The organism is Rothia sp. LK2492 (genome assembly GCF_040946345.1).
Lineage (GTDB): Bacteria > Actinomycetota > Actinomycetes > Actinomycetales > Micrococcaceae > Rothia > Rothia endophytica.
On record NZ_JAYWLX010000002.1, the window covers coordinates 97,435 to 121,913 of the forward strand.

The 24,479-nt window shown below is 57.1% G+C and carries 20 protein-coding genes and 1 tRNA gene; all 21 read left to right on the forward strand.

From position 1 onward, the window contains the following. Positions 1–39 precede the first annotated feature (39 nt). The 21 genes from sdhA (at position 40) to VVR27_RS02735 (ending at position 24,423) form a co-directional block, all read left to right on the forward strand. Positions 40–1,803, forward strand: a complete 1,764-nt coding sequence (gene sdhA, locus VVR27_RS02635; RefSeq protein WP_346873452.1) for a succinate dehydrogenase flavoprotein subunit — start codon at positions 40–42, stop codon at positions 1,801–1,803. Position 1,804: 1 nt separating this feature from the next. Further along, on the forward strand, positions 1,805–2,590 hold the full coding sequence (locus VVR27_RS02640) for a succinate dehydrogenase iron-sulfur subunit (RefSeq protein ID WP_345446280.1): 786 nt from the start codon (positions 1,805–1,807) through the stop codon (positions 2,588–2,590). A 170-nt stretch (positions 2,591–2,760) separates the two neighbouring features. Next, a complete protein-coding gene (locus VVR27_RS02645) occupies positions 2,761–3,975 on the forward strand; it encodes an amidohydrolase (protein WP_368546954.1) in 1,215 nt (404 codons plus the stop codon). A 308-nt stretch (positions 3,976–4,283) separates the two neighbouring features. Beyond that, entirely contained in the window at positions 4,284–5,381 is a 1,098-nt protein-coding gene (locus tag VVR27_RS02650; RefSeq protein WP_368546955.1) for a BMP family protein, read from the forward strand. Positions 5,382–5,568: 187 nt separating this feature from the next. After that, on the forward strand, positions 5,569–7,176 hold the full coding sequence (locus tag VVR27_RS02655) for an ABC transporter ATP-binding protein (protein WP_368546956.1): 1,608 nt from the start codon (positions 5,569–5,571) through the stop codon (positions 7,174–7,176). Continuing rightward, a complete protein-coding gene (locus VVR27_RS02660) occupies positions 7,166–8,473 on the forward strand; it encodes an ABC transporter permease (RefSeq protein WP_346873448.1) in 1,308 nt (435 codons plus the stop codon). The genes VVR27_RS02655 and VVR27_RS02660 overlap by 11 nt, the downstream gene beginning before the upstream one ends. Continuing rightward, positions 8,470–9,762 carry an ABC transporter permease gene (locus VVR27_RS02665; RefSeq protein ID WP_368546957.1) on the forward strand — a complete coding sequence of 431 codons (1,293 nt, stop codon included), beginning with the start codon at positions 8,470–8,472 and terminating at the stop codon, positions 9,760–9,762. The genes VVR27_RS02660 and VVR27_RS02665 overlap by 4 nt, the downstream gene beginning before the upstream one ends. A 63-nt stretch (positions 9,763–9,825) precedes the next feature. Beyond that, complete coding sequence (locus tag VVR27_RS02670; protein ID WP_346873528.1) at positions 9,826–10,212, forward strand: cytidine deaminase; 387 nt, start codon at positions 9,826–9,828, stop codon at positions 10,210–10,212. Between the two features lie 112 nt (positions 10,213–10,324). Continuing rightward, the gene (locus VVR27_RS02675) at positions 10,325–11,623 is read left to right on the forward strand and encodes a thymidine phosphorylase (RefSeq protein WP_368546958.1); all 1,299 of its coding nucleotides are present in this window, start codon (positions 10,325–10,327) and stop codon (positions 11,621–11,623) included. A gap of 36 nt (positions 11,624–11,659) precedes the next feature. Further along, positions 11,660–13,342 (forward strand): hypothetical protein, encoded by a 1,683-nt coding sequence (locus VVR27_RS02680; protein ID WP_368546959.1) that lies wholly within the window; start codon positions 11,660–11,662, stop codon positions 13,340–13,342. Between the two features lie 125 nt (positions 13,343–13,467). Next, complete coding sequence (locus VVR27_RS02685; protein WP_368546960.1) at positions 13,468–14,682, forward strand: adenosine deaminase; 1,215 nt, start codon at positions 13,468–13,470, stop codon at positions 14,680–14,682. A gap of 1 nt (position 14,683) precedes the next feature. Continuing rightward, a complete protein-coding gene (locus tag VVR27_RS02690) occupies positions 14,684–15,346 on the forward strand; it encodes a YabN family protein (protein ID WP_368546961.1) in 663 nt (220 codons plus the stop codon). A 248-nt stretch (positions 15,347–15,594) separates the two neighbouring features. Continuing rightward, the gene (eno, locus tag VVR27_RS02695; RefSeq protein ID WP_251380644.1) at positions 15,595–16,875 is read left to right on the forward strand and encodes a phosphopyruvate hydratase; all 1,281 of its coding nucleotides are present in this window, start codon (positions 15,595–15,597) and stop codon (positions 16,873–16,875) included. Between the two features lie 128 nt (positions 16,876–17,003). Continuing rightward, entirely contained in the window at positions 17,004–17,636 is a 633-nt protein-coding gene (locus tag VVR27_RS02700; RefSeq protein WP_368546962.1) for a septum formation initiator family protein, read from the forward strand. Between the two features lie 78 nt (positions 17,637–17,714). Beyond that, positions 17,715–18,299, forward strand: a complete 585-nt coding sequence (locus tag VVR27_RS02705; RefSeq protein ID WP_346873440.1) for a DUF501 domain-containing protein — start codon at positions 17,715–17,717, stop codon at positions 18,297–18,299. A gap of 10 nt (positions 18,300–18,309) precedes the next feature. Continuing rightward, positions 18,310–19,257: an exopolyphosphatase gene (locus VVR27_RS02710; protein WP_368546963.1), complete on the forward strand. Its 948-nt coding sequence runs from the start codon at positions 18,310–18,312 to the stop codon at positions 19,255–19,257. A gap of 62 nt (positions 19,258–19,319) precedes the next feature. Further along, positions 19,320–20,714: a S8 family serine peptidase gene (locus tag VVR27_RS02715; protein ID WP_368546964.1), complete on the forward strand. Its 1,395-nt coding sequence runs from the start codon at positions 19,320–19,322 to the stop codon at positions 20,712–20,714. 217 nt (positions 20,715–20,931) lie between these two features. Beyond that, entirely contained in the window at positions 20,932–22,317 is a 1,386-nt protein-coding gene (locus VVR27_RS02720) for an NAD(P)/FAD-dependent oxidoreductase (protein WP_368546965.1), read from the forward strand. A 53-nt stretch (positions 22,318–22,370) separates the two neighbouring features. Beyond that, positions 22,371–22,444, forward strand: a tRNA-Leu gene (locus tag VVR27_RS02725). A gap of 86 nt (positions 22,445–22,530) precedes the next feature. Next, positions 22,531–23,412, forward strand: a complete 882-nt coding sequence (locus tag VVR27_RS02730) for an HAD hydrolase family protein (RefSeq protein WP_368546966.1) — start codon at positions 22,531–22,533, stop codon at positions 23,410–23,412. 141 nt (positions 23,413–23,553) lie between these two features. Further along, positions 23,554–24,423, forward strand: coding sequence for a Bax inhibitor-1/YccA family protein (locus VVR27_RS02735; RefSeq protein ID WP_368546967.1), 870 nt, complete (start codon positions 23,554–23,556; stop codon positions 24,421–24,423). Positions 24,424–24,479 lie beyond the last annotated feature (56 nt).

A 24,479-nucleotide genomic window follows, 5' to 3' on the forward strand; every position in this document is an offset into this window, starting at 1 on the left:
TTTCTAAGAACGAGACACTGAAGAAAGAAGCATTGACTAATGCAGGTACATAAGTACGATGTCGTAATTATTGGTGCCGGTGGTGCCGGCATGCGCGCAGCAATTGAAGCTGGTCAGCGCGTCCGCACTGCTGTTCTCACCAAGCTTTACCCTACGCGCTCCCACACCGGTGCAGCCCAGGGTGGCATGTGTGCAGCCCTTGCCAACGTCGAAGAAGACAACTGGGAATGGCACACCTTTGACACCATTAAGGGCGGGGACTACCTCGTTGACCAGGATTCAGCAGAGGTAATGGCTAAGGAAGCCATTGAAGCCGTGCTGGATCTTGAAAAGATGGGTCTACCCTTCAACCGAACCCCTGAAGGACGCATCGACCAGCGACGCTTTGGTGGCCACACCCGTGACCACGGTAAAGCACCCGTGCGCCGCTCCTGCTACGCAGCAGACCGCACCGGCCACATGATTCTGCAGACCCTGTACCAGAACTGCGTTAAGCACAACGTTGAGTTCTATAACGAGTACTACGTGCTCGATCTGGTCATGGTTGAAGATGAGGACGGCGTCCGCCGCCCCGCTGGCGTGGTCTCCTACGACCTGGCAACCGGTGACGTCCATGTCTTCCAGGCCAAGTCCATCATTTTCGCCTCCGGTGGCTGTGGCAAGATCTTCAAGACCACCTCTAACGCCCACACCCTCACCGGCGACGGCATGGCGATTGCCCTGCGCAACGGCATTCCCCTGGAGGATATGGAGTTCGTACAGTTCCACCCGACCGGCCTGGCTGGCCTGGGCATCCTGGTCTCAGAGGCAGCCCGCGGTGAAGGCGGCATCCTGCGCAACTCAGACGGTGAACGCTTTATGGAACGCTACGCGCCGACCATTAAAGACCTAGCACCCCGCGATATCGTTGCCCGCTCTATGGCTAACGAAGTGCGTGAAGGCCGCGGCTGTGGCCCCAACAAGGACTACGTCCTTTTGGATCTCACCCACCTGGAACCCTCACACATCGATGAGAAGCTGCCGGACATCACCGAGTTCGCGCGCACCTACCTGGGTGTTGAACCCTACACCGAGCCTGTGCCTGTGTTCCCCACCGCTCACTACGCAATGGGTGGCATCCCCACCAACATCAAGGCTGAGGTTCACGCCAACTCAGAAGACATCATCCCCGGTCTCTACGCAGCCGGTGAGGTAGCCTGCGTGTCTGTACACGGTTCAAACCGCTTGGGCACCAACTCCCTGCTGGATATTAACGTCTTCGGCAAGCGCGCCGGTATGTACGCTGCTGAGTACGCTGCAAGCGCTGACTTCCTGCCTGTACCCGATGATGCAGCCGACGAAACCCTCGCCCTGCTCAATCAGATCCGCAACGGCGAAGGCGCTGAAAAGGTAGGCCAGCTCCGCAAGGAACTGCAGGATGTTATGGACGCCGACATGCAGGTATTCCGCACCGAAGAGACCATCCACAACGCCGTCGACAAGATTGTTGAACTCGAAGAGCGCTACAAGAACATCCAGGTCCAGGACAAGGGCAAGCGCTTTAACCTGGATCTGCTCGAAGCTGTTGAACTGGGCTTCCTCTTGGAACTTGCCAAGGTTATGTCGGTCGCTGCCCTACATCGCAAGGAATCCCGCGGCGGTCACTTCCGCGAGGACTACCCCGACCGCGACGATGCTAACTTCATGAAGCACTCCATGGTCTACCGCGATGAGACCACCGAGATGGAAGGCATCAAGGGTCTGCGTTTCGACACCAAGCCCGTGACCTTCACCCGCTACGAACCGATGGAGCGTAAGTACTAAAATGGCTGATTTTGAAGCACGTGAACCAGAATCAAAGGTTCAGCTAGCATCTGAAACCGGTGGTGCGGGCGCAACGCCCACCTTTGACATCACTGTTCAGGTACGCCGCTACGACCCCGAGCTGTCGGCAGAAGTGCACTGGGACGAATTCCAGCTCACCATGTACGGCACAGACCGCGTACTGGATGCCCTGCACAAGATTAAGTGGGAGATTGACGGTTCGCTGTCCTTCCGCCGTTCCTGCGCACACGGTATCTGTGGCTCGGATGCCATGCGCATCAACGGCCGCAACCGCCTAGCCTGCAAGACCCTCATTAAGGACCTCGATCTGGCTAAGCCGATTACCGTCGAGCCCATCAAGGGTTTGCCCTGCGAGAAGGACCTCATCGTCGATATGGAGCCCTTCTTCCAGGCCTACCGTGAGGTGATGCCCTTCTTGGTCAATGACACCCACGAGCCTGAGCGTGAGCGCTACCAGTCCCAGGAAGACCGTGCTCGCTTTGATGACACCACCAAGTGCATCCTCTGCGCGGCCTGCACCTCGTCCTGCCCCGTTTTCTGGACCGACGGCCAGTACTTCGGCCCGGCAGCGATCGTCAACGCCCACCGTTTTATCTTCGACTCACGCGATGACGCCGGCGATATGCGACTAGAAATCCTCAACGACAAAGAAGGCGTCTGGCGCTGCCGCACCACCTTCAACTGTACCGAGGCTTGCCCCCGCGGTATTGAGATCACCAAGGCTATCGCCGAGGTCAAGCAGGCAATTCTCGTCCGCTCACTCTAGCCGCTAGAGCATCGACAGGACGCCGCCGCGTCTCACCTGCCATCAGGGTAGGGGAGCGCGGCGGCGTCCTGCATCTGGTGAAGAAGTGTCACAGAAGCGTCATAGAGAGGGTGGTGCTTCACGAGCGGTCTCACTTCGCAGGATTGCGGGGCAGGGGCTATCTTAGATGTATGTCTTCTTCAGCAGCGATTACCCTTGATGTGAACTCTCCAATCTTTGGGCAGCGCCTTCGCACGCTCGCCCCGGAGCTCATCCGCTTCCGCCGTGAGGTGCATGCCAACCCCGAGTTGTCCTACCTGGAGAAGAAAACCACCGAGCGCATCTTTAGCGCTCTGACTGAGGCCGGGTTGAAGCCTCAGCACCTCAAGGGCACCGGTTGCTATGTTGATGTGGGGGAGGGACCTTTCGCGGCAGCCTTTCGTGCTGACATTGATGCGCTACCCATCCAAGAGGAAACCGATTTGCCCTACGCCTCCACAGTCAATGGGGTCATGCACGCCTGCGGGCACGACATCCACCAGACCGTCATGTTGGGTGTTGCCATCGCCCTGCACCGCCTGCACCAAAAAAACCCGCTGGGTGCTAGCATTCGTATTATTTTCCAGCCGGCTGAGGAACAGCTGCCTGGCGGCGCTGTCGATGTGCTGGCTCAAAGAATCCTAGAGGGCATGCCCCGCGCCTTTGCCCTGCACTGCGACCCCAAGGTGGATGTGGGCAAAATCGGCACCCGTATCGGGGCGATTACCAGTGCGTCTGACACCATTAAAATCAGCCTTAAAGGCCGGGGCGGTCATACTTCGCGCCCGCACCTGACCGAAGACATCGTTTATGCTCTGAGTCAGATCGCCATCAATGTGCCCGCTGTGCTCTCTCGCAAGACTGACGTGCGCAGCGGGGTTTTGGTGGTCTGGGGCCAGATTGAAGCGGGGGTGGCCCCCAATGCCATCCCCTCCACCGCCTTTCTCGCCGGGACCATGCGCTGCCTGGATGCAGACGTCTGGAAGCAGGCGGGTTCAATGCTTGACGAAGTGGTTGAACAGATTGCTGCCCCCTATAACGTCGAGGTGGAGCTAGAGCATTTCCGCGGCGTCCCGCCGGCAGTTAACACCGAAGACGAGGTTGCTATGCTCGAGAACGCTGCGCGTGCCGAGCTGGGGGAGGACGCAGTGGTGCTGGTTGAGCAGTCTATGGGCGGCGAGGATTTCGCCTGGGTGCTACAAGAGGTGCCCGGTGCGCTTATCCGTTTGGGTACGCGTGTACCCGGGGGTTACACCTTTGATCTGCACCGCGGGGACTATGCCCCTGATGAACGTGCCATTGAAGTTGGGGTGCGCGTCATGGCAGCTACTGCCCTCCGCGCTATCCGCGCTGAACTAGTCCGCTAGAGGGCTACCCTCCCTAGAGAAATGTTGCACGGCCAAGAAAGGGAATATTTTAAAAAACCTTGAACTGGCCCGTCTCTATTCCGGTATCCGGCTACTGCCGCTGTGATTAGCGTAAATAATGGGGTATTCACTCAGGGGCACCCAGAAGTGTAGCCTGGTTCACTTGTATGCTGGGCGGCCGGAGATGAATAGAAACTTAAATCACACTAAGATGTGTTGTGTTACGCAAAATATTCTCTGGGGCGGGTTAAAACACCGGCGCAAGGTTGCGCAGGGCACGCTTTCAGAACCGTACGAAAAGGACTCTCATGGCTTTCTCACGCAAGCACATTGCATCAACCGGTTCACTGCTGGGTGTCTCCGCCCTCCTGCTTGCAGGTTGTGGAGCGGCTCCCGAAGAATCATCATCAGCATCCGGGGAGTCCAGCGACTACCTTGGTTGCATCGTATCTGACTTTGGTGGTTTCCAGGACAAGTCCTTCAACCAGAACTCCTACGCTGGCGTAAAGCACGCTGAGACCGAGTTCGGTATTAACGTGAAGGAAGCTCAGTCCACCGCTGAGACCGACTACGCCCCCAACCTCAACGAGATGGTCCAGGCTGGTTGTAACCTCACCGTTACTGTGGGCTTCGGTTTGGCTGATACCACCAAAGAAATCGCCGAAGCTAACCCCGATCTGCACTTCACCATTGTGGATGATAACTCCATCGAGCTGGATAATGTGCGCCCCATTGTCTTTGACACCGCTCAGGCTGCTTTCCAGGCCGGTTACGTTGCTGCAGCACAGTCAAAGACCGGCAAGGTAGCTACCTACGGTGGTATGGAATTCCCCACCGTTACTATCTTCATGGATGGCTTCGCGCAGGGTGTGGAGTACTATAACGAGCAGAAGAACGCAGACGTTGAGGTTCTGGGCTGGAACAGCGACAGCCAGAGCGGTACTTTCACCGGTGACTTTGAGGATGCCACCAAGGGCAAGACCAACACTCAGAACTTCCTTGACCAGGGTGCTGACGTCATCATGCCCGTTGCTGGCCCCGTAGGTTCAGGTACTCTTGAAGCTGTTAAGGAATACAACGCATCAAACCCCGATTCACCCGCATCTGTTGTATGGGTTGACGCTGATGGTTTCGAGACCAACGCTGACTACCAGGACATCATCCTCACCTCTGTCATGAAGAAAATGGATGACGCTATCACCGAGACCATCAAGGCTGACATGGACGGTAACTTCACCTCCGAGGCTTACATCGGTACTTTGGAGAACGATGGTGTGGGCTTGGCTCCCTTCCACAACTTTGATTCCGAGGTAACTGACGAGACCAAGGCTGAACTGGACAAGATCAAAGAAGATATTATCTCCGGTACTATCAAGGTCGAAACCGCTGGCTCACCCACCGCATAACTCCTAGCGGTTGAGCCATAGTAAATGCGGCTCGCACTTCCCCTAGGGTAGTGTGAGCCGCTTGTTTGCCCCCTGGTTCTTTCCTCGGCAAGAGACCAGTTAGACTAAAGCACGACGTATACGCGAAGCCACTCCAGTTTGCCGCTGGGTAAGGGGCTGCGCCGGTTCTTACACAGAAAGCCACTCGATGAAACTCGAACTGCGCAAGGTTGCTAAACGGTTTGGTGATTTTACCGCTAACGACAGCATTGACCTGACCGTCACCCCTGGCACGGTTCACTGTCTCCTGGGGGAAAACGGGGCGGGTAAATCTACTCTGATGAACGTCATCTATGGTCTCTACCGCCCTACAGAGGGTCAGATGCTCATTGATGATCAGCCGGTGGAATTCTCCGGGCCTTCGGATGCAATGGCAGCCGGTATCGGTATGGTGCACCAGCACTTTATGCTGGTCCCCGTGTTCACGGTGGCAGAAAACGTAGCCCTGGGTGCTGAATCAATCAAGGGCGCCACCCTTGATCTTGAGTCAACCCGCAAGAAAATCCGTGAAATCTCTGATCGCTACGGCTTCCATGTAGACCCGGATGCGGTGGTTGAGGATTTGCCGGTGGGCGTTCAGCAGCGCGTTGAGATCATCAAGGCACTGGTGCGCGACGCTGAAATCCTCATTCTGGACGAGCCTACCGCCGTCCTTACCCCTGCGGAAACTGATCAGCTGTTGGGCATTATGGATCAGCTGCGCAAGGACGGAAAATCTCTGCTCTTCATCTCACACAAGCTGCGTGAGGTGCGCGAAATTTCTGATGATATCACCGTGATTCGCCGCGGTAAGGTGGTTGGTCACGCCCAGCCCACCATGTCAACCACTGAGCTGGCTTCCATGATGGTGGGCAAAAATGTTCAGCTAACCGTAGATAAGGACGCAGCCCAGCTCAGTGACAAGGTCTTTGAGGTTAAAAACCTGACCCTGATGGCAGATAACGGTGTGCCTCTGCTCAAGGATGTCAGCTTTGAGGTGCGCGGCGGTGAGATTCTTGCTGTGGCTGGTGTGCAGGGTAACGGGCAGACCGAACTGGCAGAAAGCATTATTGGCCTTCACCCTAAGGCAACAGGCTCTCTGAGTCTCAACGGCACCGAGCTGTTGGGCATGAGCACCAAGCAGGTGTTACGCTCTGGGGTTGGCTTTGTGCCTGAAGACCGTAGCAAGGACGGGCTCATCGGCTCCTTCTCGATTTCTGAGAATCTGGTGCTCGACCTGTTTGATACCCCTGAGTTTTCTTCAGCCGGTACTCTCAACCGTTCAAAGATTTCAGCTAACGCTGATCGCGCTGGTACTGAATTTGATATCAGAATGGGCTCTAAGGAGCACACTGCATCCACCCTATCCGGCGGCAACCAGCAGAAAATCGTTGTAGCGCGCGAGCTGAGCCGGGACCTGCAACTTTTTGTTGGCTCCCAGCTCACCCGCGGTGTGGATGTCGGTTCAATCGAATTTATTCACAAACGCATCGTGCAAGAACGCGATAAGGGCGTGCCCGTTCTCATCGTTTCTACCGAACTGGATGAGGTCTACGGTCTTGCCGATCGCATTGCCGTCTTCTTCCACGGTGAGCTGATGGGCATCGTCCCACCGACCACCCCCAGATCTGTGCTGGGCCAGATGATGGCAGGTGCCACCTACGAGGAGGTGCTGGCAGCTGATACCGAGCACTCAGAGGCATCGAGTGTCTCTGCTGCTAAAACCCAGGTAACCGAGTCTGCTCCGTGGGCAGAAGGAGAAGAGAATGAGCGATAAGCAGCCCGCTGCCCAGCAGGTAGACCCTGCTCTGGCAGCCGACACCGACGCACCGACTCCTCCTCAGGATGTCCCTTCGCAACTGGTGGAAACCCAGAAGCCCTCCCTCTTCGCCCGGATTGTTGGCGGTAGTATTGGCCTCTCTATTGGCGCAGCACTGGCTGCTTTCATTGTGGGCGGCCTGCTAATTGCTGTAACCGACCCCGCGACTCAGGCAGCATCACGGTACTTCTTTGCGCGCCCGCTGGATACCCTTGCCGCTGGGTGGAGCGCTGCTTATGACTCCTACGTAGCTCTTTTGCAGGGTTCAATCTTCAACCCCAACGGCAGGAACTTCACCCAGCAGATTCGTCCGCTGACAGAAACCTTGACCGTTGCAACACCGCTCATTTTTGCAGGTCTGGCCGTGGCACTGTCCTTCCGAGCAGGTCTCTTTAACATCGGTGCTCAGGGCCAGATTATTCTGGGTGCCATCGTCTCAGGTTGGGTAGCCCTGAACGCGGGCCTCCCCGTTCTCGTTATGGTTCCCTTGATTCTGCTGGGGGGTATCGTTGGTGGCGCTATCTGGGGCGGCATCATTGGTGTTCTCAAGGCTCGCACGGGCGCGCACGAGGTCATCCTCTCTATTATGATGAACTACATCGCTGCCAACCTTTTGGTCTACCTGCTGAAGACTCCGTTGCTGCAGCGCGAAGGTAGTTCTAACCCCATTTCAGAGAAACTGGGCGAGAACGCACTCTTCCCGCTCCTGCTGGGCCCGCAGTTCCGTCTGCACGCAGGTTTCTTGGCGGCGCTCCTAGCAGTAGCTTTCGTCTGGTGGTTGCTAAATAGATCTACCGTCGGTTTTCGCCTGCGCGCGGTGGGCGCTAACCCCAACGCCGCCCGCACCGCCGGTATCTCCGTGGCATCGGGCTACATTGTGGTGATGGCTCTATCGGGTGCTTTGGCCGGTCTCGCGGGCGCAGCCCAGGTAGCTGGAACCGAAAAGGTGCTCTCTACCGGTATTGCGGCGTCCCTCGGCTTTGACGCCATTACCGTAGCGCTACTGGGCCGCTCCAAGCCTGTGGGCACCTTCTTCGCAGCTCTTCTCTACGGAGCCTTCCGCGCCGGTGGCGTATCAATGCAGGTCAGCACCGGTACCGACATTGACATCGTCTTGGTGCTCCAGGCTCTTATCGTTCTCTTTATTGCCGCACCTCCGCTGGTGCGCGCAATCTTCCGTCTGCCCGACCCCACCGGGGCACCGCGCACCAAAAAGAAGAAGTCCGCATCTAAGGCAGTGGAGGCAGCAGCATGAGTGTCGTAGCTACTCAAAACACTAAGGTCTCAGCTGAGACCGAAACCGGTGTTGTGAAGAACTGGAAAAACCCGGTTATTTACACGGTCCTGGCTCTGCTCTCGGTCTTCTTGATTGGGTTCCGTGCCCCTGAGAAGACCATCAGCCTCGGCATTTCCGACGGCGTCCGCTGGTTCCAGGCCGAACCTCTGCAGATTAACCCCCAGGTTTACGGCTGGATTGCTGTAGCGATCATGCTGGCTCTAGCCGCCTACGCTCTGGTAACAACCAACACTGGTAAGTTACTAGGCCGCTGGGTAGCCCCCCTCTTTTGGCTTACTTTTGTCACCGGTCTATTGGTTTGGGCTATTGGTTCTACCGCCAAACCCTCCCTGTCATTGGTCTCACTGCTGACCGGTGCGGTAGCACTGTCTATCCCCATGATTTTTGGTTCCATGGGTGGTCTGCTCTGCGAGCGCTCAGGCATCGTCAACATTGCTATCGAGGGTCAGCTGCTCTTCGGCGCTTTTTCGGCGGTGCTGGTTGGCTCTCTCACCGGTAGCCCCTGGGCAGGTTTATTGGCCGCTATGGCCGGTGGCGTGCTGGTTTCGGCTGTCCTGGCCCTCTTCTCCATCAAATACCTGGTGGATCAGGTGATCGTGGGCGTGGTGGTTAACGTACTGGTCTCGGGTCTCACCGGCTTCCTCTTTGCACGTGTCCTGCAACCCAATGCACCCACCCTTAACTCTGCGCCCAAGCTGCCTAGCTTCGAAATCCCCGTTTTGTCACAGATCCCTGTCATCGGACCGGTACTGTTCGACCAGAATGTTCTGGTCTACCTCATGTACTTCGTCGTAGGGCTGATTTGGTTCGCGCTCAACAAGACCAAATGGGGTCTGCGTACCCGCGCGGTGGGTGAACACCCCAAGGCAGCTGACACTCTGGGCGTTAACGTCAACCGACTGCGTCTGATGAACGTGCTGCTGGCCGGTGCCGTAGCCGGTATGGGTGGAGCCTTCTTCACCCTGGTGTCGGTGTCAGCCTTCAACTCTGACATGACAGCGGGGCAGGGCTACATCGCGCTGGCCGCACTCATTTTTGGACGCTGGACTCCGGTGGGTGCCCTGAGCGCAGCCCTTCTCTTTGGTTTCTCACTCAACCTTCAGTTCGTGCTCTCCATTCTGGGCACGCAGGTGCCCACCGAGCTACTGGCAATGCTGCCCTATCTGGTTACCATCTTTGCGGTGGCAGGTCTGGTAGGCCGTTCACGTGGCCCTGCAGCTGTGGGCACGCCCTACGTCAAGGAATAACGACCGACGAATGGCTACTGCACGATAAGAGTGCGGTAGCCATTGCTGTCTAAGGAAGGCATGATGACTTCAATTAACTGGGATGAACTAACAGATGCGGCACGCCGTGCCTTGGCCACCTCCTATGCTCCCTACTCCAAGTACCCGGTGGGTGCTGCTGCACTAACGGAGGACGGCCGCATCGTCTCTGGCGCCAATATCGAGAACGCCTCCTTGGGTATAACCCTCTGTGCCGAGTGTTCGCTGATCTCTGATTTATTTCGTACCGGCGGCGGTAAACTGATGGCCTTTGCCTGCGTGGACGGGGCAGGGGAGCCGCTCATGCCCTGCGGACGTTGCCGTCAGCTGCTCTATGAACACAGTGCCGCAGGAATGATGATTAAGTCTGCCGGTGGAATCATGACCATCGAGCAGATGTTACCCGATGCGTTTGGCCCCGAACGGCTCTAAACCAGTAGACAGCTGCTTTAGACGGGTAAGCACTAGCTTCAACTGGCATACTGGAAGATAGACAAAACACAAAGAGGTGGGGCGAAATGGCCCTGTTGATGAGAGGACGCGCGTGAGTAACGAGGCTTTTGACGCTGTAGATGTCATCCGTACCAAGAGGGACGGCGGGCAGCTATCGAATGATCAGATTGATTGGGTCATTGATGCCTACACCCGTGGTGTAGTAGCTGATGAGCAGATGAGTGCCCTTGCCATGGCAATTTTCCTCAACGGCATGAGCCGGGCTGAAATTGCTCGGTGGACCGATGCCATGATTCGTTCGGGTGAGCGCATGGATTTCTCGTCCATCATTGGCCCGGGCAAGAAGATTGCTACCGCCGATAAACATTCCACCGGGGGTGTGGGCGATAAAATCACCCTACCTTTGGCCCCTTTGGTAGCCGTCTATGGGGTTGCGGTGCCGCAGCTATCTGGCCGCGGGTTGGGCCATACCGGTGGAACCCTCGATAAGCTAGAGGCCATTCCCGGCTGGCAGGCTAGTATCTCCAACGAGCGAACCATCGATATTCTAGGTTCTATCGGTGCAGTTATTTCTGCCGCCGGCTCAGGGCTGGCGCCGGCTGATAAGAAGCTCTACGCACTGAGGGACACCACCAGCACCGTTGAAGCCATCCCGCTCATCGCCTCATCCATCATGAGCAAGAAAATTGCTGAAGGCACCGGGTCTCTGGTGCTCGATGTCAAGGTTGGCTCGGGCGCTTTTATGAAGGACATTCAGCAGGCTCGCGAACTAGCTGAGGTCATGGTGGGACTGGGGCAGGACGCCGGCGTCACTACCAGTGCGCTGCTCACCAACATGGACACCCCCCTGGGCCTGACCGTAGGTAATGCCTGTGAGGTTGAAGAGTCGGTTGAGGTTCTCGCCGGTGGCGGCCCAGCGGATGTCGTTGAACTGACGCTGGAACTAGCGCGGGTGATGCTGAGGAACTCTGGCGTAGATGCCGACCCCGCTGAAGCTCTTAAAGATGGGCGCGCCATGGACAAGTGGCGTCAGATGATTTCAGCCCAGGGCGGTGACCCTGATGCTGCCCTGCCGGTGGCTCGTGAAACCCATACTGTACTTGCTCCGCAGGCCGGCACCCTGACCCGCTTAGACGCACTCTCGGTGGGTGTGGCGTCCTGGCGTCTTGGGGCTGGCCGAGCCCGCAAGGAGGACGCTGTGCAGCTAGCTGCAGGTATCAAGCTTCACGCAAAACCCGGGGACACCGTGACTGAGGGGCAACCCCTGATGACCCTCATGACCGACACCCCTGAACGGTTTGACCGTGCCCTGCAGTCTCTTGAGGGTGCATGGGATATTAATGGCCAACTGTCAGAAACTTCCATCATCCTTGATCGTATTAACGCCTAGCGCGCCACTCCCTAGCCAGAAAAGAGAAGATAAGCCATGGGTCTCTTCAGCCGTAAAAAAGATCAGCAGCGGGCAGCTGTAACCGCACCTCGCGATGTTCTAGCTCCTGCCCTTATTGCACCTTCGGAAGAGTCTGCGCGTGCCACCGAGCAACAGGCAGAAGTAGGCGGTGCATTGCGCGCTCTCGCGCAGAAGATGCGCGCCTCCGCTGATGGACAAATTACCCTCCACCTGGTTCAGCAGGGGAACGATATGAGCTACACCTTCTACCAGCGGGGCAACGAGCTAGAAAAAGGTAGCGTGCTACCCGGTGGCGACTGGTTTACTGAGGTCGCTGATCTTTACGTTGATGAGGAAAAGGGCGAGCGCGGAGCCTTTACCCGTGCCCTCATTATGGTGAGCCCCGCTGTTGCCGGGGAGGAACAGGTGCAGGCCTCTTTCATCAATTCTGAAAAGGGCAGCAGCCACAACCTGAACTACGCCCTAACTGCTGATGAGCCGGTAGCGTCCTCTGAGCAGGCTCAGGCTGAGCCGGTTGAGACGGAACAGGAGTCAACCGAGGTAGAGCACCTTGAGACAGCAAGCGTGGCGTCCGAACCTGCCCCTGAGGACGGCCCGACTGCAAGTAACCCGGGGGAGCGTGAATCGGCTAGCCTAGCGGCATCGAACGAGGCCGAAGAGAGCGCAGATGAGCAGGCGAACACTCATAAGGCTGAGTTCCTGGCTCCCCCGGCTACTTCTGAAGATACTTCTGATGCCACAATCGAGAGCATATCTTCTGAAGGCCCCAATGAGGGCACCGCAGCTGAGGTTGGGGGTGCACCTGCGAGTCAACAGACCGAGGTTCCTGCCCAGCTTACTGAAGCTCCTGGCCCAGCCGAAACTGAAACAGAGGGGTCCAAAGAGTTCAACGCTGCCTCTGAAACCGCTGGAGACCGTGCCGATAGGAATGAGACCCTAGAGAACCCCGAGAATCATAACCCTGCTGCCGATAGTCCTGCAGACTCACAGGATGAGGAAGAGAGCACAGCGGTAGCTCCCGTTCTACCCCTGGGCGGTCCCAGCGACCTGCCCATCCATCTCGATGATGACGCTTTTGATACCCACGATGAGCAGACCGTGGTCGCTCCGGCAGCTGCCTCCCGCCCTGCCCTGGCATCGGCACCGCTTGATGCCCCCAGTGCGGGCGCTAATGTGGACGTCGCTCCCTCCTTTGCCGCCCAGAGCTACACCAAGCCCTCAGAAACCACCTTGGCTGAAGGCAACCTGGTGCTGACCGAAGCAGAGGTCGTCTCCCGCTTCGCACCTGCCTACGATACTCTCTTTGGTGAGAACGGCACAGCGCTGGATGTCTCCACGGTGCTGATTCGGGTGCGCTCGCTGGGCTCCTACTACGATGCTCTAACTCACGTGCGCCGCAACGGCTTCTGGGAACAGGTGCGCACCTTTGACCTGGTGCCCGAGGAAACCTTGGCTATCTTGCAGCTCAAAGCTGATTCTTACAAGGAGGGGAGCGGCTCACCCCTGGCCATCAATATCCGCTTCACCCCCGGTGTGCCCGCAGCAGTCAGTTTCGACTACAACGATGAGGAAGCGTTCATCAGCTACCCTGAGCGCCTGCCCGCCCAGCAGTACGTTGAAGAGCTGCGCATGTTCCCCCGCACCGGCGCTAACATCCCGGCGCATATGAACGACGCGCTGGCGTCCTGGACCTTCTAAAACCCACTGTAGTTCACCGCCCGGTCACTGCCTGCTAGCTACCATCTGCTAGCTGATCATGCAGCGCCCGGGCGGTTTCTGTACACTGGCACCAAACCTATGACACCGAGAATAAAAGAGAAACCGTGACGCAAGAACCTACCTGGATTCAAAAACTGCCCAAGATTAGCCTTCACGATCACCTGGACGGTGGGGTGCAGACAGAAACGCTGATTAAGCACGCTGCGGAGATTGGTCACGAATTACCTGCCACAGATCCCCAAGAGCTAGCCGTCTGGTTCCGTGAGGCAGCTGACTCCCGCTCACTAGAACACTATTTGGAAACCTTCGAACACACGGTGGCGGCCATGCAAACTGCCGAGCATCTGCGTAAGGTTGCCCGCGACCACGTGGTGACACTGGCAGCAGACGGCGTCATCTACGGGGAAGTGCGCTGGGCACCGGAGCTTCACACCCGCCGCGGGCTGAGCCTGCAAGAAGCGGTAGAGGCCGTTGCTGACGGGCTCATGGACGGCATGGAATACATCGGAACGCTGGGCGGCCGCATTCTGGTTAACCAAATTCTCTGCGCCATGCGCCAGAACGACCGGGGCCTAGAAATTGCCCAGCTTGCCGTGGCTAACCGCCAGATGGGCATTGTCGGCTTTGACCTGGCAGGCCCAGAAGCAGGTTATCCAGCCAGCCTCTTCACCGAAGCCCTGGACTACGCCGCCGCCCACTTCATGCCCGTTACCCTGCACGCCGGTGAAGCCGATGGCCTCAAATCTATCCGCTCAGCCCTCGTTGACGGCCGCGCCCGCCGCCTCGGTCACGGCGTCCGCATTACCGAAGACATCACCGCCCGCACCGTTGCCGAGATTGACCCCGAGGGCACCCTTATGCCCGGCGCTGACCGCGAGGCTACCGTACTGCAACTGGGCCCCGTGGCTGAATGGGTGAAGAACCAGCGCATCGTCCTAGAATGCTGCCCCTGCTCTAACCTGCAAACCGATGCCGCCCAGAAAATTGACCTGGTGGGCACCGGGGCCGCTTTCGACCCGGCACGCACCCACGAAGAGCATCCGCTGGCCCTGCTCTTCTCAGCCGGCTTCGCCGTCACTGTCAACCCGGATAACCGTCTGATGAGCTCCACCAGCATCACCCGAGAATTCGTTGAACTCTCCCGCAGCGCTGGCTTTGGCATACCCGAGTTCTTCGAAATGACGCTCAACGCAATCAACGGGGCCTTCTGCACCTTCGACGAAAAGCAGGCACTCATGCAAAGCGTGCAGAGTGCCTACGCCCAAATCTCCCGGGAACTCCAGCAGGCAGAGCAGTCCCCAGCAGAGCAGGAAGGCTAGAATGAGCCAGCTTGAGAACGCAGGCAGCCAATTCCAACGTCTGGTTACCATCATGGATACCCTACGCAGTCCCGGCGGCTGCCCCTGGGACGGCGAACAGACCCACGAATCCCTACTGCGTTATCTGGTAGAAGAAGCCTACGAAGTGGTGGAAGCAATCGAGGCCCCCGCTGGAATCGACCGCGCCCTGCTGAAAGAAGAGCTGGGGGATGTGTTGCTGCAGGTGGTCTTCCACTCCCGTGTAGCCGAGGAAACCCCGGCCGAACAGGGTGGCTTTGACATCGTGCAGGTGCTTACCGCCCTCAACGACAAGCTTGAACGCCGCCATCCTCACGTCTTCGGCGACGAAGAAGCGGCCACGGGCGATGACGTGCTGACCCGCTGGGACGAACTCAAAAAGAAGGAAAAGCCCGAACGCACCGGCCCCCTGGATGGAATCCCACCTCACCTCCCTGCCTTAGCCCTGGCCGAAAAAACCCTGTCCAAAGCCTCCAAAGCTGGGTTGCTCGACCCGGAGGAAATGGGTGCTGGCTCTAGCTTCACTACCGAAGAGGAACTGGGGGAGCACCTGCTAACCCTGGTCGCCGCCGCCAAAAGCCGGGGGCTGGACGCCGAACGTGCCCTGCGCACGGCGACCCGCAACCTCATCGCCCAACACAGCTAGAGTCAAGGCAGCTTGGTGTGCCCCTCCTTGCGTTCTATTTCGTGAGCAATGTGGGTAACCGTGGGTAAAGAGCCACTAAACCCTCTGCTATTTGCCGAAATATTAGTGGGAATTAGTGAATTTCTGTTTGCTTATGTGGGTTTTTTGGTAGACTAAAGGCATAACCGTGCTTCGGAGCTCACCGCCCGCCGGTGGGGCTCGAAGCGCAGATTAGCCATTTTCATTTCTATCCTTCAAGGAGCATATTCATGGCTTTGATTACCGCAGTTCACGCTCGTCAGATTCTTGACTCACGCGGCAACCCCACCGTTGAGGTTGAGGTTCTGCTCGAAGACGGCGCTTTTGGCCGCGCAGCAGTTCCCTCAGGTGCATCCACCGGTGAGTGGGAAGCAGTAGAGCGTCGCGATGACGATAAAGCTGTTTACCTGGGCAAGGGCGTTCTCGGTGCTGTTTCTGCAGTAATCGATGAAATCTCCGAAGAAGTTATCGGTATCGACGCTTCAGATCAGCGCGCTGTTGACGCAGCCATGATTGCTCTTGACGGCACCGACAACAAGGGCAAGCTGGGCGCTAACGCTATCCTGGGCCTGTCCATGGCCGTCGCTAAGGCAGCTGCTGAGTCAGCTGACCTGCCCCTCTACAAGTACCTGGGTGGCCCCAACGCTCACGTCCTGCCCGTTCCCATGATGAACATCCTCAACGGTGGCTCACACGCTGACTCCAACGTTGATATCCAGGAGTTCATGATCGCTCCCATCGGTTTCGATACCTTCTCAGCTGCTCTGCAGGCTGGCGTTGAGGTCTACCACGCACTAAAGAGCGTTCTGCACTCACGCGAACTCTCCACCGGTCTGGGTGACGAGGGCGGCTTCGCACCCAACCTGGATTCAAACGCTGCTGCGCTTGACCTGATCATCGAAGCTATCGAGAAGGCTGGCTACAAGCCTGGCGAGGAAATCGCACTGGCTCTCGACGTTGCTTCATCAGAGTTCTACAACGATGGCGCCTACGACTTTGAGGGTCAGAAGCGTTCAGCTGAAGAGATGTCACAGTACTACGCTGACCTGGTCGCTAAGTACCCCCTCGTGTCTATCGAGGATCCCCTGGACGAGAACGACTGGGACGGCTACAAGACCCTGACCGAAATGATCGGCGACAAGGTTCAGATCGTTGGTGACGACCTCTTCGTCACCAACCCCGAGCGTCTGGGTAAGGGCATCGCTGAAGGCGCTGCCAACGCACTGCTGGTCAAAGTAAACCAGATTGGTTCACTGACCGAGACTTTCGACGCTATGAGCCTGGCTCAGCGCAACGAATACCGTTGCATGGTTTCACACCGTTCAGGTGAGACCGAAGACGTCACCATCGCTGACCTGGCTGTTGCTACCAACGCTGGCCAGATCAAGACCGGTGCTCCCGCCCGCTCCGAGCGCGTTGCTAAGTACAACCAGCTTCTGCGCATCGAAGAAGAACTGGGCGAGCAGGCTGTTTATGCGGGCAAGGGTGCTTTCCCCCGCTTCGCTAAGTAGTCTTTAGCTTAAGCACAAAGCCGGCAGGCGGGTTTGCCCGTCTGCCGGCTTTTGTATGCCCACCGGTCTGTCAGCAAAAGGCGGTAGACTGGTGAGGCACAGATCAGCGACGAGGGGAGCGGTAGAACATGGCAGGTCAAAAGAAGCAACGCGGGCGTAACCCGATTGCTGCCTTTTTTGGTTTTGGTCTCTCGAACCTCGGCGTCCAGCCGCACAAGAATAAGAAGAAACCCACCCCATCCAGAGCAGTTTCTAGCCCTTCCGGTGACACTGACACGCAAGTTCCCGTTGCAGCTCATTCTTTCTCTAGTCACTTCATTACCTTTGCGCTCATCATCGCTATCATTGCCGTCTCTATTTACGGCCCTTTGAGTTCTTTCCTCAAACAGCGAGATGAGATTAACGACGCCAAAGAAACTATCGCCGCACTTGAAGCTGAGCAGGACGCTTTAGAGGCGCAGGTCAGCTGGTGGGAAGATGATAACTACGTCAAACAGCAGGCACGCAGCCGCCTCTTTTACGTTGAACCCGGTCAGACACCCTACCTGGTGGTAGGCCTGGACGGCACCTCAGCGTTAATTGATGACACCAGTGCCGCAGCGAAAACGGCCCCAGAAGACCCCTGGACTACCAAGTTATGGGGCTCTTTCCAATTAGCTTCTGGACAGGACGCCCCAGCGGTGGGCGCCGGCTCTGAGGCGGAAGAAACTGATTCTTCTGACGCGCCTAGCCCTGATCTTAGTGTTACCCCTAGCGAGTGACCCCTGCTTAAAGTCGGTGGGTGTCACCGCGTACACTTATAGCTAATCCACCGTTCAACCATGATGATAAAGGATCCCATGACCACTCACTTACCTCACGGCTTCGGCGTCACCGCTGAAACCCTTGCCCCCACCGAACTCGATATTCAGGTTCTCTCGGCACAATTGGGGAGAAAAGTTCGTGACGTGGCCGAGATTCCTGCTCGTTGTATCTGCGGTAACCCGCTGGTGGCTGCTACCGCCCCGCGTTTGTCGAACGGAACTCCTTTCCCCACCGTTTTTTACCTGGCGCACCCTGTTATCACTGCAGCAGCGTCTCGCCTCGAAGCAGAAGGTGCGATGTACGCCATGACCGACGAGGTCGCCGCTGATCAAGCAATGGCTGAAGCTTATCGCGCTGCCCACGAAAACTACTTAGCTGAGCGTGAGCGCATCCGCGTGGCGACTAACACCGGTGAGGTACCCGAAATTGAGGGCATCTCTGCCGGTGGCATGCCTACCCGCGTTAAGTGCCTGCACGCGGTGCTGGGTCATACCCTGTCGGTGGGGCGCGGCATCAACCCCTACGGGGATCGCACCCTGGATATGATTTCTGAGTGGTGGACTCCCGAGGTTTGCCACTGCGACCCTGCCTGGCGTGCTGACGCCGCTACTGAAGCTTAAGGGGTAGAAGATGCGCGTAGGTGCTATCGACTGCGGAACCAACTCAATCCGCCTGCTCATCGCTGACATGGAAGAGGGCGCAGACGGTGCTATCCACCTATCAGAGGTGGTGCGCCGTATGAAGATTGTGCGCCTAGGAAAGGGCGTGGACGCCACCGGGTGGCTGGCCAAAGAATCTTTGGAGCGCACTTTTGAGGCAGCCCGTGAATACGCCGGTTTGCTGAAGGAACACGGTGCGCAGAAAGTTCGTTTTGTGGCTACCAGTGCCACCCGCGATGCCGGTAACCGCCACATTTTCATGAACGGTATCCAGGAGATTCTGGGGGTTGAACCCGAGATTATTTCTGGCACTGAAGAGGCTGCGCTGTCCTTTGCTGGTGCCCTATCATCGGTGGGTAATACCGAGCAGATGACGCTGGTGATTGACCTAGGCGGCGGCTCTACCGAGTTCGTCCTCGGTAACAAGGACGGGGTAGCGGCCTCGCAGTCGGTCAATATCGGCTGCGTGCGCATGACTGAGCGCCATGTTAGTTCTAACCCTCCGAGCGTGGATCAGATTGCCCGCGTAATTGCAGATACAGACCGGGCTATTGGGGGTGCATCTGCTGAGGTTGACTTCTCTGTTGCTGAACGTCTGGTGGGGGTCGCTGGTACGGTCACTACGGTCACTGCGCATGCGCTGGGTCTCGATTCCTATGACCCGCAAGCTATTGACCGCACCGAACTGTCCATCAAAGATATTTCGAAGGCGGCGGCTGATTTGGTGGCTATGACCACCGAAGAACGCGCTGAACTGGGCTTTATGCACGAGGGCCGTGTTGACGTTATTGGCGCCGGCTCAATTGTCTGGGCTCGTATTATCGAGCGTATTTCGAAGATGACCGAGGGGCGGGTTTCTACCGCCATTGCATCTGAAAAAGATATTCTGGACGGCATTGCCCTCTCATTAGCTCGGTAGGGCTTTGACCCCCTCACAACACCGATTACCTCTCAGCAAACTACGGTAAGGAGTGTGCTTCCATGGCTCGGTTCAGCCTTCGCCAGGTTCTAGCGCTTGTTGCTAGTGCTCTGCTGATGACCACTGGCTTTCGTGCCGCCCTTGCTACTGAACCCAGTGCATCCCCCAGCGGGGGAACCAGATCTGCCGCCCCCAGCCCGTCGCACCTGACCTCCGTTCCTACCATCGATACCCCGCGCGGTGACTCCATTCGGGCTAGGCAGTACTGGTTGATGCAGTATGGGTTCGCGGATCTCTGGAAGGAAGCTACCGGTCAGGGAGTAACCGTCGCGGTCATTGATACCGGAGTCGACGGCAACCACCAAGATCTCAAGGGCAATGTCATTGACGGCTTTGACGCTTCGGGCAATGGCTCCGGTCAGGGCTGGAAGGGCCTGGGTGTCGAGCCGGAGCACGGCACTCTGGTCGCTTCTGTCATTGCTGGGCATGGACACTCCGATGGGGGCACTCCGACTAACCCAGGAGAACCCGGGGATGGTCCCGCAGGCATGATAGGTGTAGCGCCAGAAGCTACCATCTTGCCGATTTCCTTAGAGCTGGGCACCGTGGGTAGCTCTACTAAGTCCGTGGATGAGCAGATTCCCGCTGCTGTCCGCTACGCTGTGGACGCTGGCGCGGACATCATCAACCTTTCGGTGGGGTCAGACAGCACCTCTTGGCCCGAGAGCTGGGATTCTGCCTTCACCTATGCCGAAGAAAAAGATGTCATTATCATCGCCTCAGCCGGCAATAGGGGAGCGGGACTTACCCAGGTCGGTGCTCCCGCTACCATGCCCGGTGTTCTTACCGTAGGTGGGGTTGACAAGAGTAAGAAGGATTCCTGGTCCTCGTCCTCTCAGGGTATTTCTATCGCTGTCTCAGCCCCGAGTGAGTCCATGGTGGGCGCGATTCCCAATAACAAGTATGCTACCTGGAGCGGCACTAGCGCGGCTGCACCTACGGTTTCTGGCCTAGCCGCTCTCATCATGGAAAAGCACCCCGACCTTACCGGTAGCCAGGTCATTGAGCGTATTATCTCCAGCACCGATGACGCGGGGGAGAGCGGGCGCGACGCCTTCTACGGTTTCGGGGTGATCAACCCGCAACGGGCGCTAGCTCCCAATACACCCGATTCAGCGGAGTCTAACCCCCTGGGGTCGATGAAAGAGTGGGTTTCGGTGCACCGTAAAAACACCGGCACAGCAAGCCCCACATCCAGTCCCACTGCTGCGCCAGTGCATGAAGAGGGAGAGAGCATCGAGGCAGTTGCTGCTCCTCAGCCCGTGCGTCCAGCTGAAGATTCGGGCATCCTGCCCTTCATCGTGTTGACGGCCTTCGGTTTTTGGATGGTGGTGATTACAGCCGGTAGCCTGCGCCGTCTGGACTCACTGGCCCGACGCGCAAGCCGCCGCCGGTAAAACCAGTCCATCAGACTCTCACCCGGCACTTTGCATGCACCTTTCTGGTGACTCTGGTCTAGCCGTCTAGAAATTGAAAAACGTGAGAAAATAGACCCGAACCAAACCGTAAGACCTTTTTCTCAAACCGTGCTTAAAGGCGCCAAAAGTGGCAAGATAAGCATGGAGACTTTTTTGCCGTACACCGGCAAACAACCAACAGGAAGTAGCAAACTCAATGGCTTTCAATAAGATTGCACAGGACCGCCCTCGCGTTCTCATCGTCGGTGGCGGCTACGTCGGCTTCACCGTCGCTCAGAAGATTCAGAAGGTTATTAAGGAATCCGGTGGCGTTGTCACCGTTGTAGACCCCAACCCCTACATGACCTACCAGCCCTTCCTTCCCGAAGTAGCTGCTGGTTCCATGGAAGGCCGTAACGCAACCGTTCCACTGCGTCAGCATCTGCGCGACTCCGAAATCATTGGCGGACGCGTTGTAGCTATCAACCACGCCACCAAGACCGCCACCATTGAACCCATCAACGCTGGCGAGAACTTTGAACTGACCTACGATGAAATCGTTATCGGTGCTGGTTCAGTAACCCGTGCCTTCCCCATCCCCGGCCTGGCAGAAGTTGCCATCGGTATGAAGACCATTGAAGAAGCTGTTTCTGTTCGCAACTGGGTACTGGAACGCATCGAAGTTGCTTCTCTTGAAATTGATGAGGACGCCCGCCGTCGCGCCCTGACTTTCGTCGTCGTTGGTGGCGGTTTCGCTGGTGTTGAGACCATCTCAGAACTCGAAGATATGGCTCGCGAAGCTGTCAACCGTAATGAGCGCTTGCGCGTTTCTGACATCCGCTTCGTCATGGTTGAAGCTGCCCCCCGCATCATGCCCGAGGTCCCCGCAGATCGTGCTGAGAAGGTTGTTGCTGAACTACGCGGCCGCGGCATCGAAGTTCTGCTCAACACCTCACTGTCAGATGCAACCGACGGTCACCTGCAGCTCATCAACATGGGCGACAAGTCACCTGCCGGTGAACTGGATACCGACACCCTCATCTGGACTGCAGGTGTCGCAGCCTCTCCCATGCTCAAGAACACCGATTTCCCCATCGATGAGCGCGGTCGTGTGCGTGTAGGTGCTGACCTTCGCATCACCGGCGACGAGGGTGTTATCGAAGGCGCTTGGGCTGCAGGCGATAACGCTGCTGTTCCCGACCTCACCGGTGGCGGCGTGGGTGGCTTCTGCGTACCTAACGCTCAGCACGCCTCACGTCAGGCAGTTAAGCTGGCTGAAAACCTGCTGGCTAACCGCCGCGGTGAGTCACTGACCGACTACTACCACGAGACCATCGGCGTTGTTGCTGGTCTGGGTCTGTGGAAGGGCGTTGCTAACTTCAAGGGCAAGACCATCGGCGGCCCCCTGGCTTGGATCATGCACCGCGGCTACCACGGTACCGCAATCCCCACCACCGAGCGCACCGCACGCGTCATGGCAATCTGGGCTCTCAACCAGATCTTCGGTCGAGATACCTCCCACATCCGCCACCAGCGTTCACCCCGCCGCGCTTTCCAGGAAGCAACCGGTACCGCACCTGAAAAAGAGAAGCCACGTCTCTAACCTTTTTCTGGTATAAATAATGGGTGCCCGCATTGTGCGTGCGGGCCCTGTGCGCCCCTATAGCCCAATTGGCAGAGGCAGAGGACTTAAAATCCTTGTGTTCTGGGTTCGAGTCCCAGTAGGGGCACAACACTGAGACCCGGTGCTACTAGCATCGGGTCTTTTGTATAGCAAGTACCTCTTACCCTTTTCGTATGTAACTGAAAGCCCAGCATGACTAGCCCGCGCCTCTTTGCCGTAGACCTTGACGGTACCCTTCTCACCGATACTAAAACGTATAACCATGAGCAATTGGACCGCGTTCTTGAGCTGATGGCTGCGGAGGGGTCGCACTTGGCGATTGCCACTGGAAATCAGATGCCCAAGGTTGATGAGTACCTGGCAGGGCACGAGCATCACGCCAACTTGCACTACATCGCAGAAAACGGTGCCATCATCCATAACCAGGGTAGAGATTTGGCCCTCTGGGGTTTTAGCCCCCAACTGGTGCATGACACCCTGGAGGCTTTGCAGCAACACCTCAAGCTAGGCATTATTGTTTCTTGCCGTCACCATTCGTATATCCCAGCAGACCGCCTTGACACCATTTCGGCAATCGTTCACTCATACCTCTCTGCTAGTGGCATGGAAATACCCGGTTATGATCCCGCTGACCCTCTCACCGTGATTCGTCCCTTCTACCCCAACGTTGAGGCAATTGACGATGTACAAGCCATTAAGGACACCGTAGTTAAGGTTGCCCTCAACACCGATTCTTCTGCTGATGTTTATGAGACGATGAGTATGCTGCATCAGACCCTGCCTGAGGGCGTTACTCCTACCTCATCTGGTTTTGGGGCGATTGACCTGATTCTTACCGGCAATCATAAAGGCCGTGGTCTGGCATGGCTAGCTAATCATTTGAGCATTCCACAGAGCCAAACCATAGCCTATGGGGACTCAGGGAATGACCTTGAAATGTTCCAGTACGCCGCCACCGCCATCGCTATGGAAGAAAGTGATCCACGTCTTCTACCTGAAGCAGATTTTAGTATTGGTAGCAACCAGGACGGCGCGGTGCTAGATCATATCGAAGCGACGCTTACTGCCCCTTAGCCTGAAAATTGCCTGGGGAGTGTATAGCCCAGAGAAAAATACCCAGCAAAGAAGCACACTTTTCGGTAGGCTAACAGGTAACGTTTCCACGACTACCATTAGGAGAACACAGCCGTGGCAGGTAACCCACTTCTCAACAGTATGACTAAGCCAAAGGGTGATCCCCGCTTTGGTCAGTTTGGTGCTGGCGGCACCTCAACCGCTCACCCCTACGGTCAGCAGACCTACGGTAACTACCAGCAGCCTCAGTATGGGCAGAACCCCTACGGTCAGCAGCAGCACGCTCAACCGACTGCAGACGAGCTGAACCAGATGTACGGCGCTGGTACCGCGGGGCCCGCGGATACCAACCGTTTGACCATTAACGATGTCATCGTCAAGACCGGTCTGAACCTCGGTATCGTTGTGCTGGGCGCGGTCATTGGGTGGGCATTCCCTGCTCTGATGTTTGTTGGCATGATTGCCGGCCTGGCGCTGGGCATAACCAACGCAGTGAAGAAAAAGGTCTCACCTGCCCTGGTCATGGCCTACTCCTTTGCGCAGGGTCTGCTCGTAGGCGGTATCTCTGGTCTCTTCGAAACCATGTACCCCGGTATCGTGGTCCAGGCTGTTCTAGCAACCCTCATTGTCTTTGCCACGGTGCTGACTCTTTACTCTTCAGGCAAAATTCGTGCCACCGCTAAGATGACCCGCTTCTTCATGATTGCGACGATCTCTTACCTAGTTTTCGCTCTCATCAATCTGGGCTCAGCACTCTTCTTTGGTTTCGATATGCGTAGCGACATCACCATCATGGGTATCCCCCTGGGTCTCATCATCGGTCTCTTCGCCGTGCTACTGGCGACCTACTCGCTGCTGCTTGACTTCACCAACGTCAGTGAAGCAGTGAAGATGGGTCAGCCTGAGCGCGAATCCTGGCGTCTTGCCTTCGGTCTGATTGTCACCCTCGTGTGGCTCTACATCGAGATTCTGCGCGTCGTTTACTTCGTGCGATCCATGGCAGATAACTAAACCATCATCCGGTACCGGAAGGGGGAGGGAGAAGCGTTAAGCATCCCTCCCCTTCT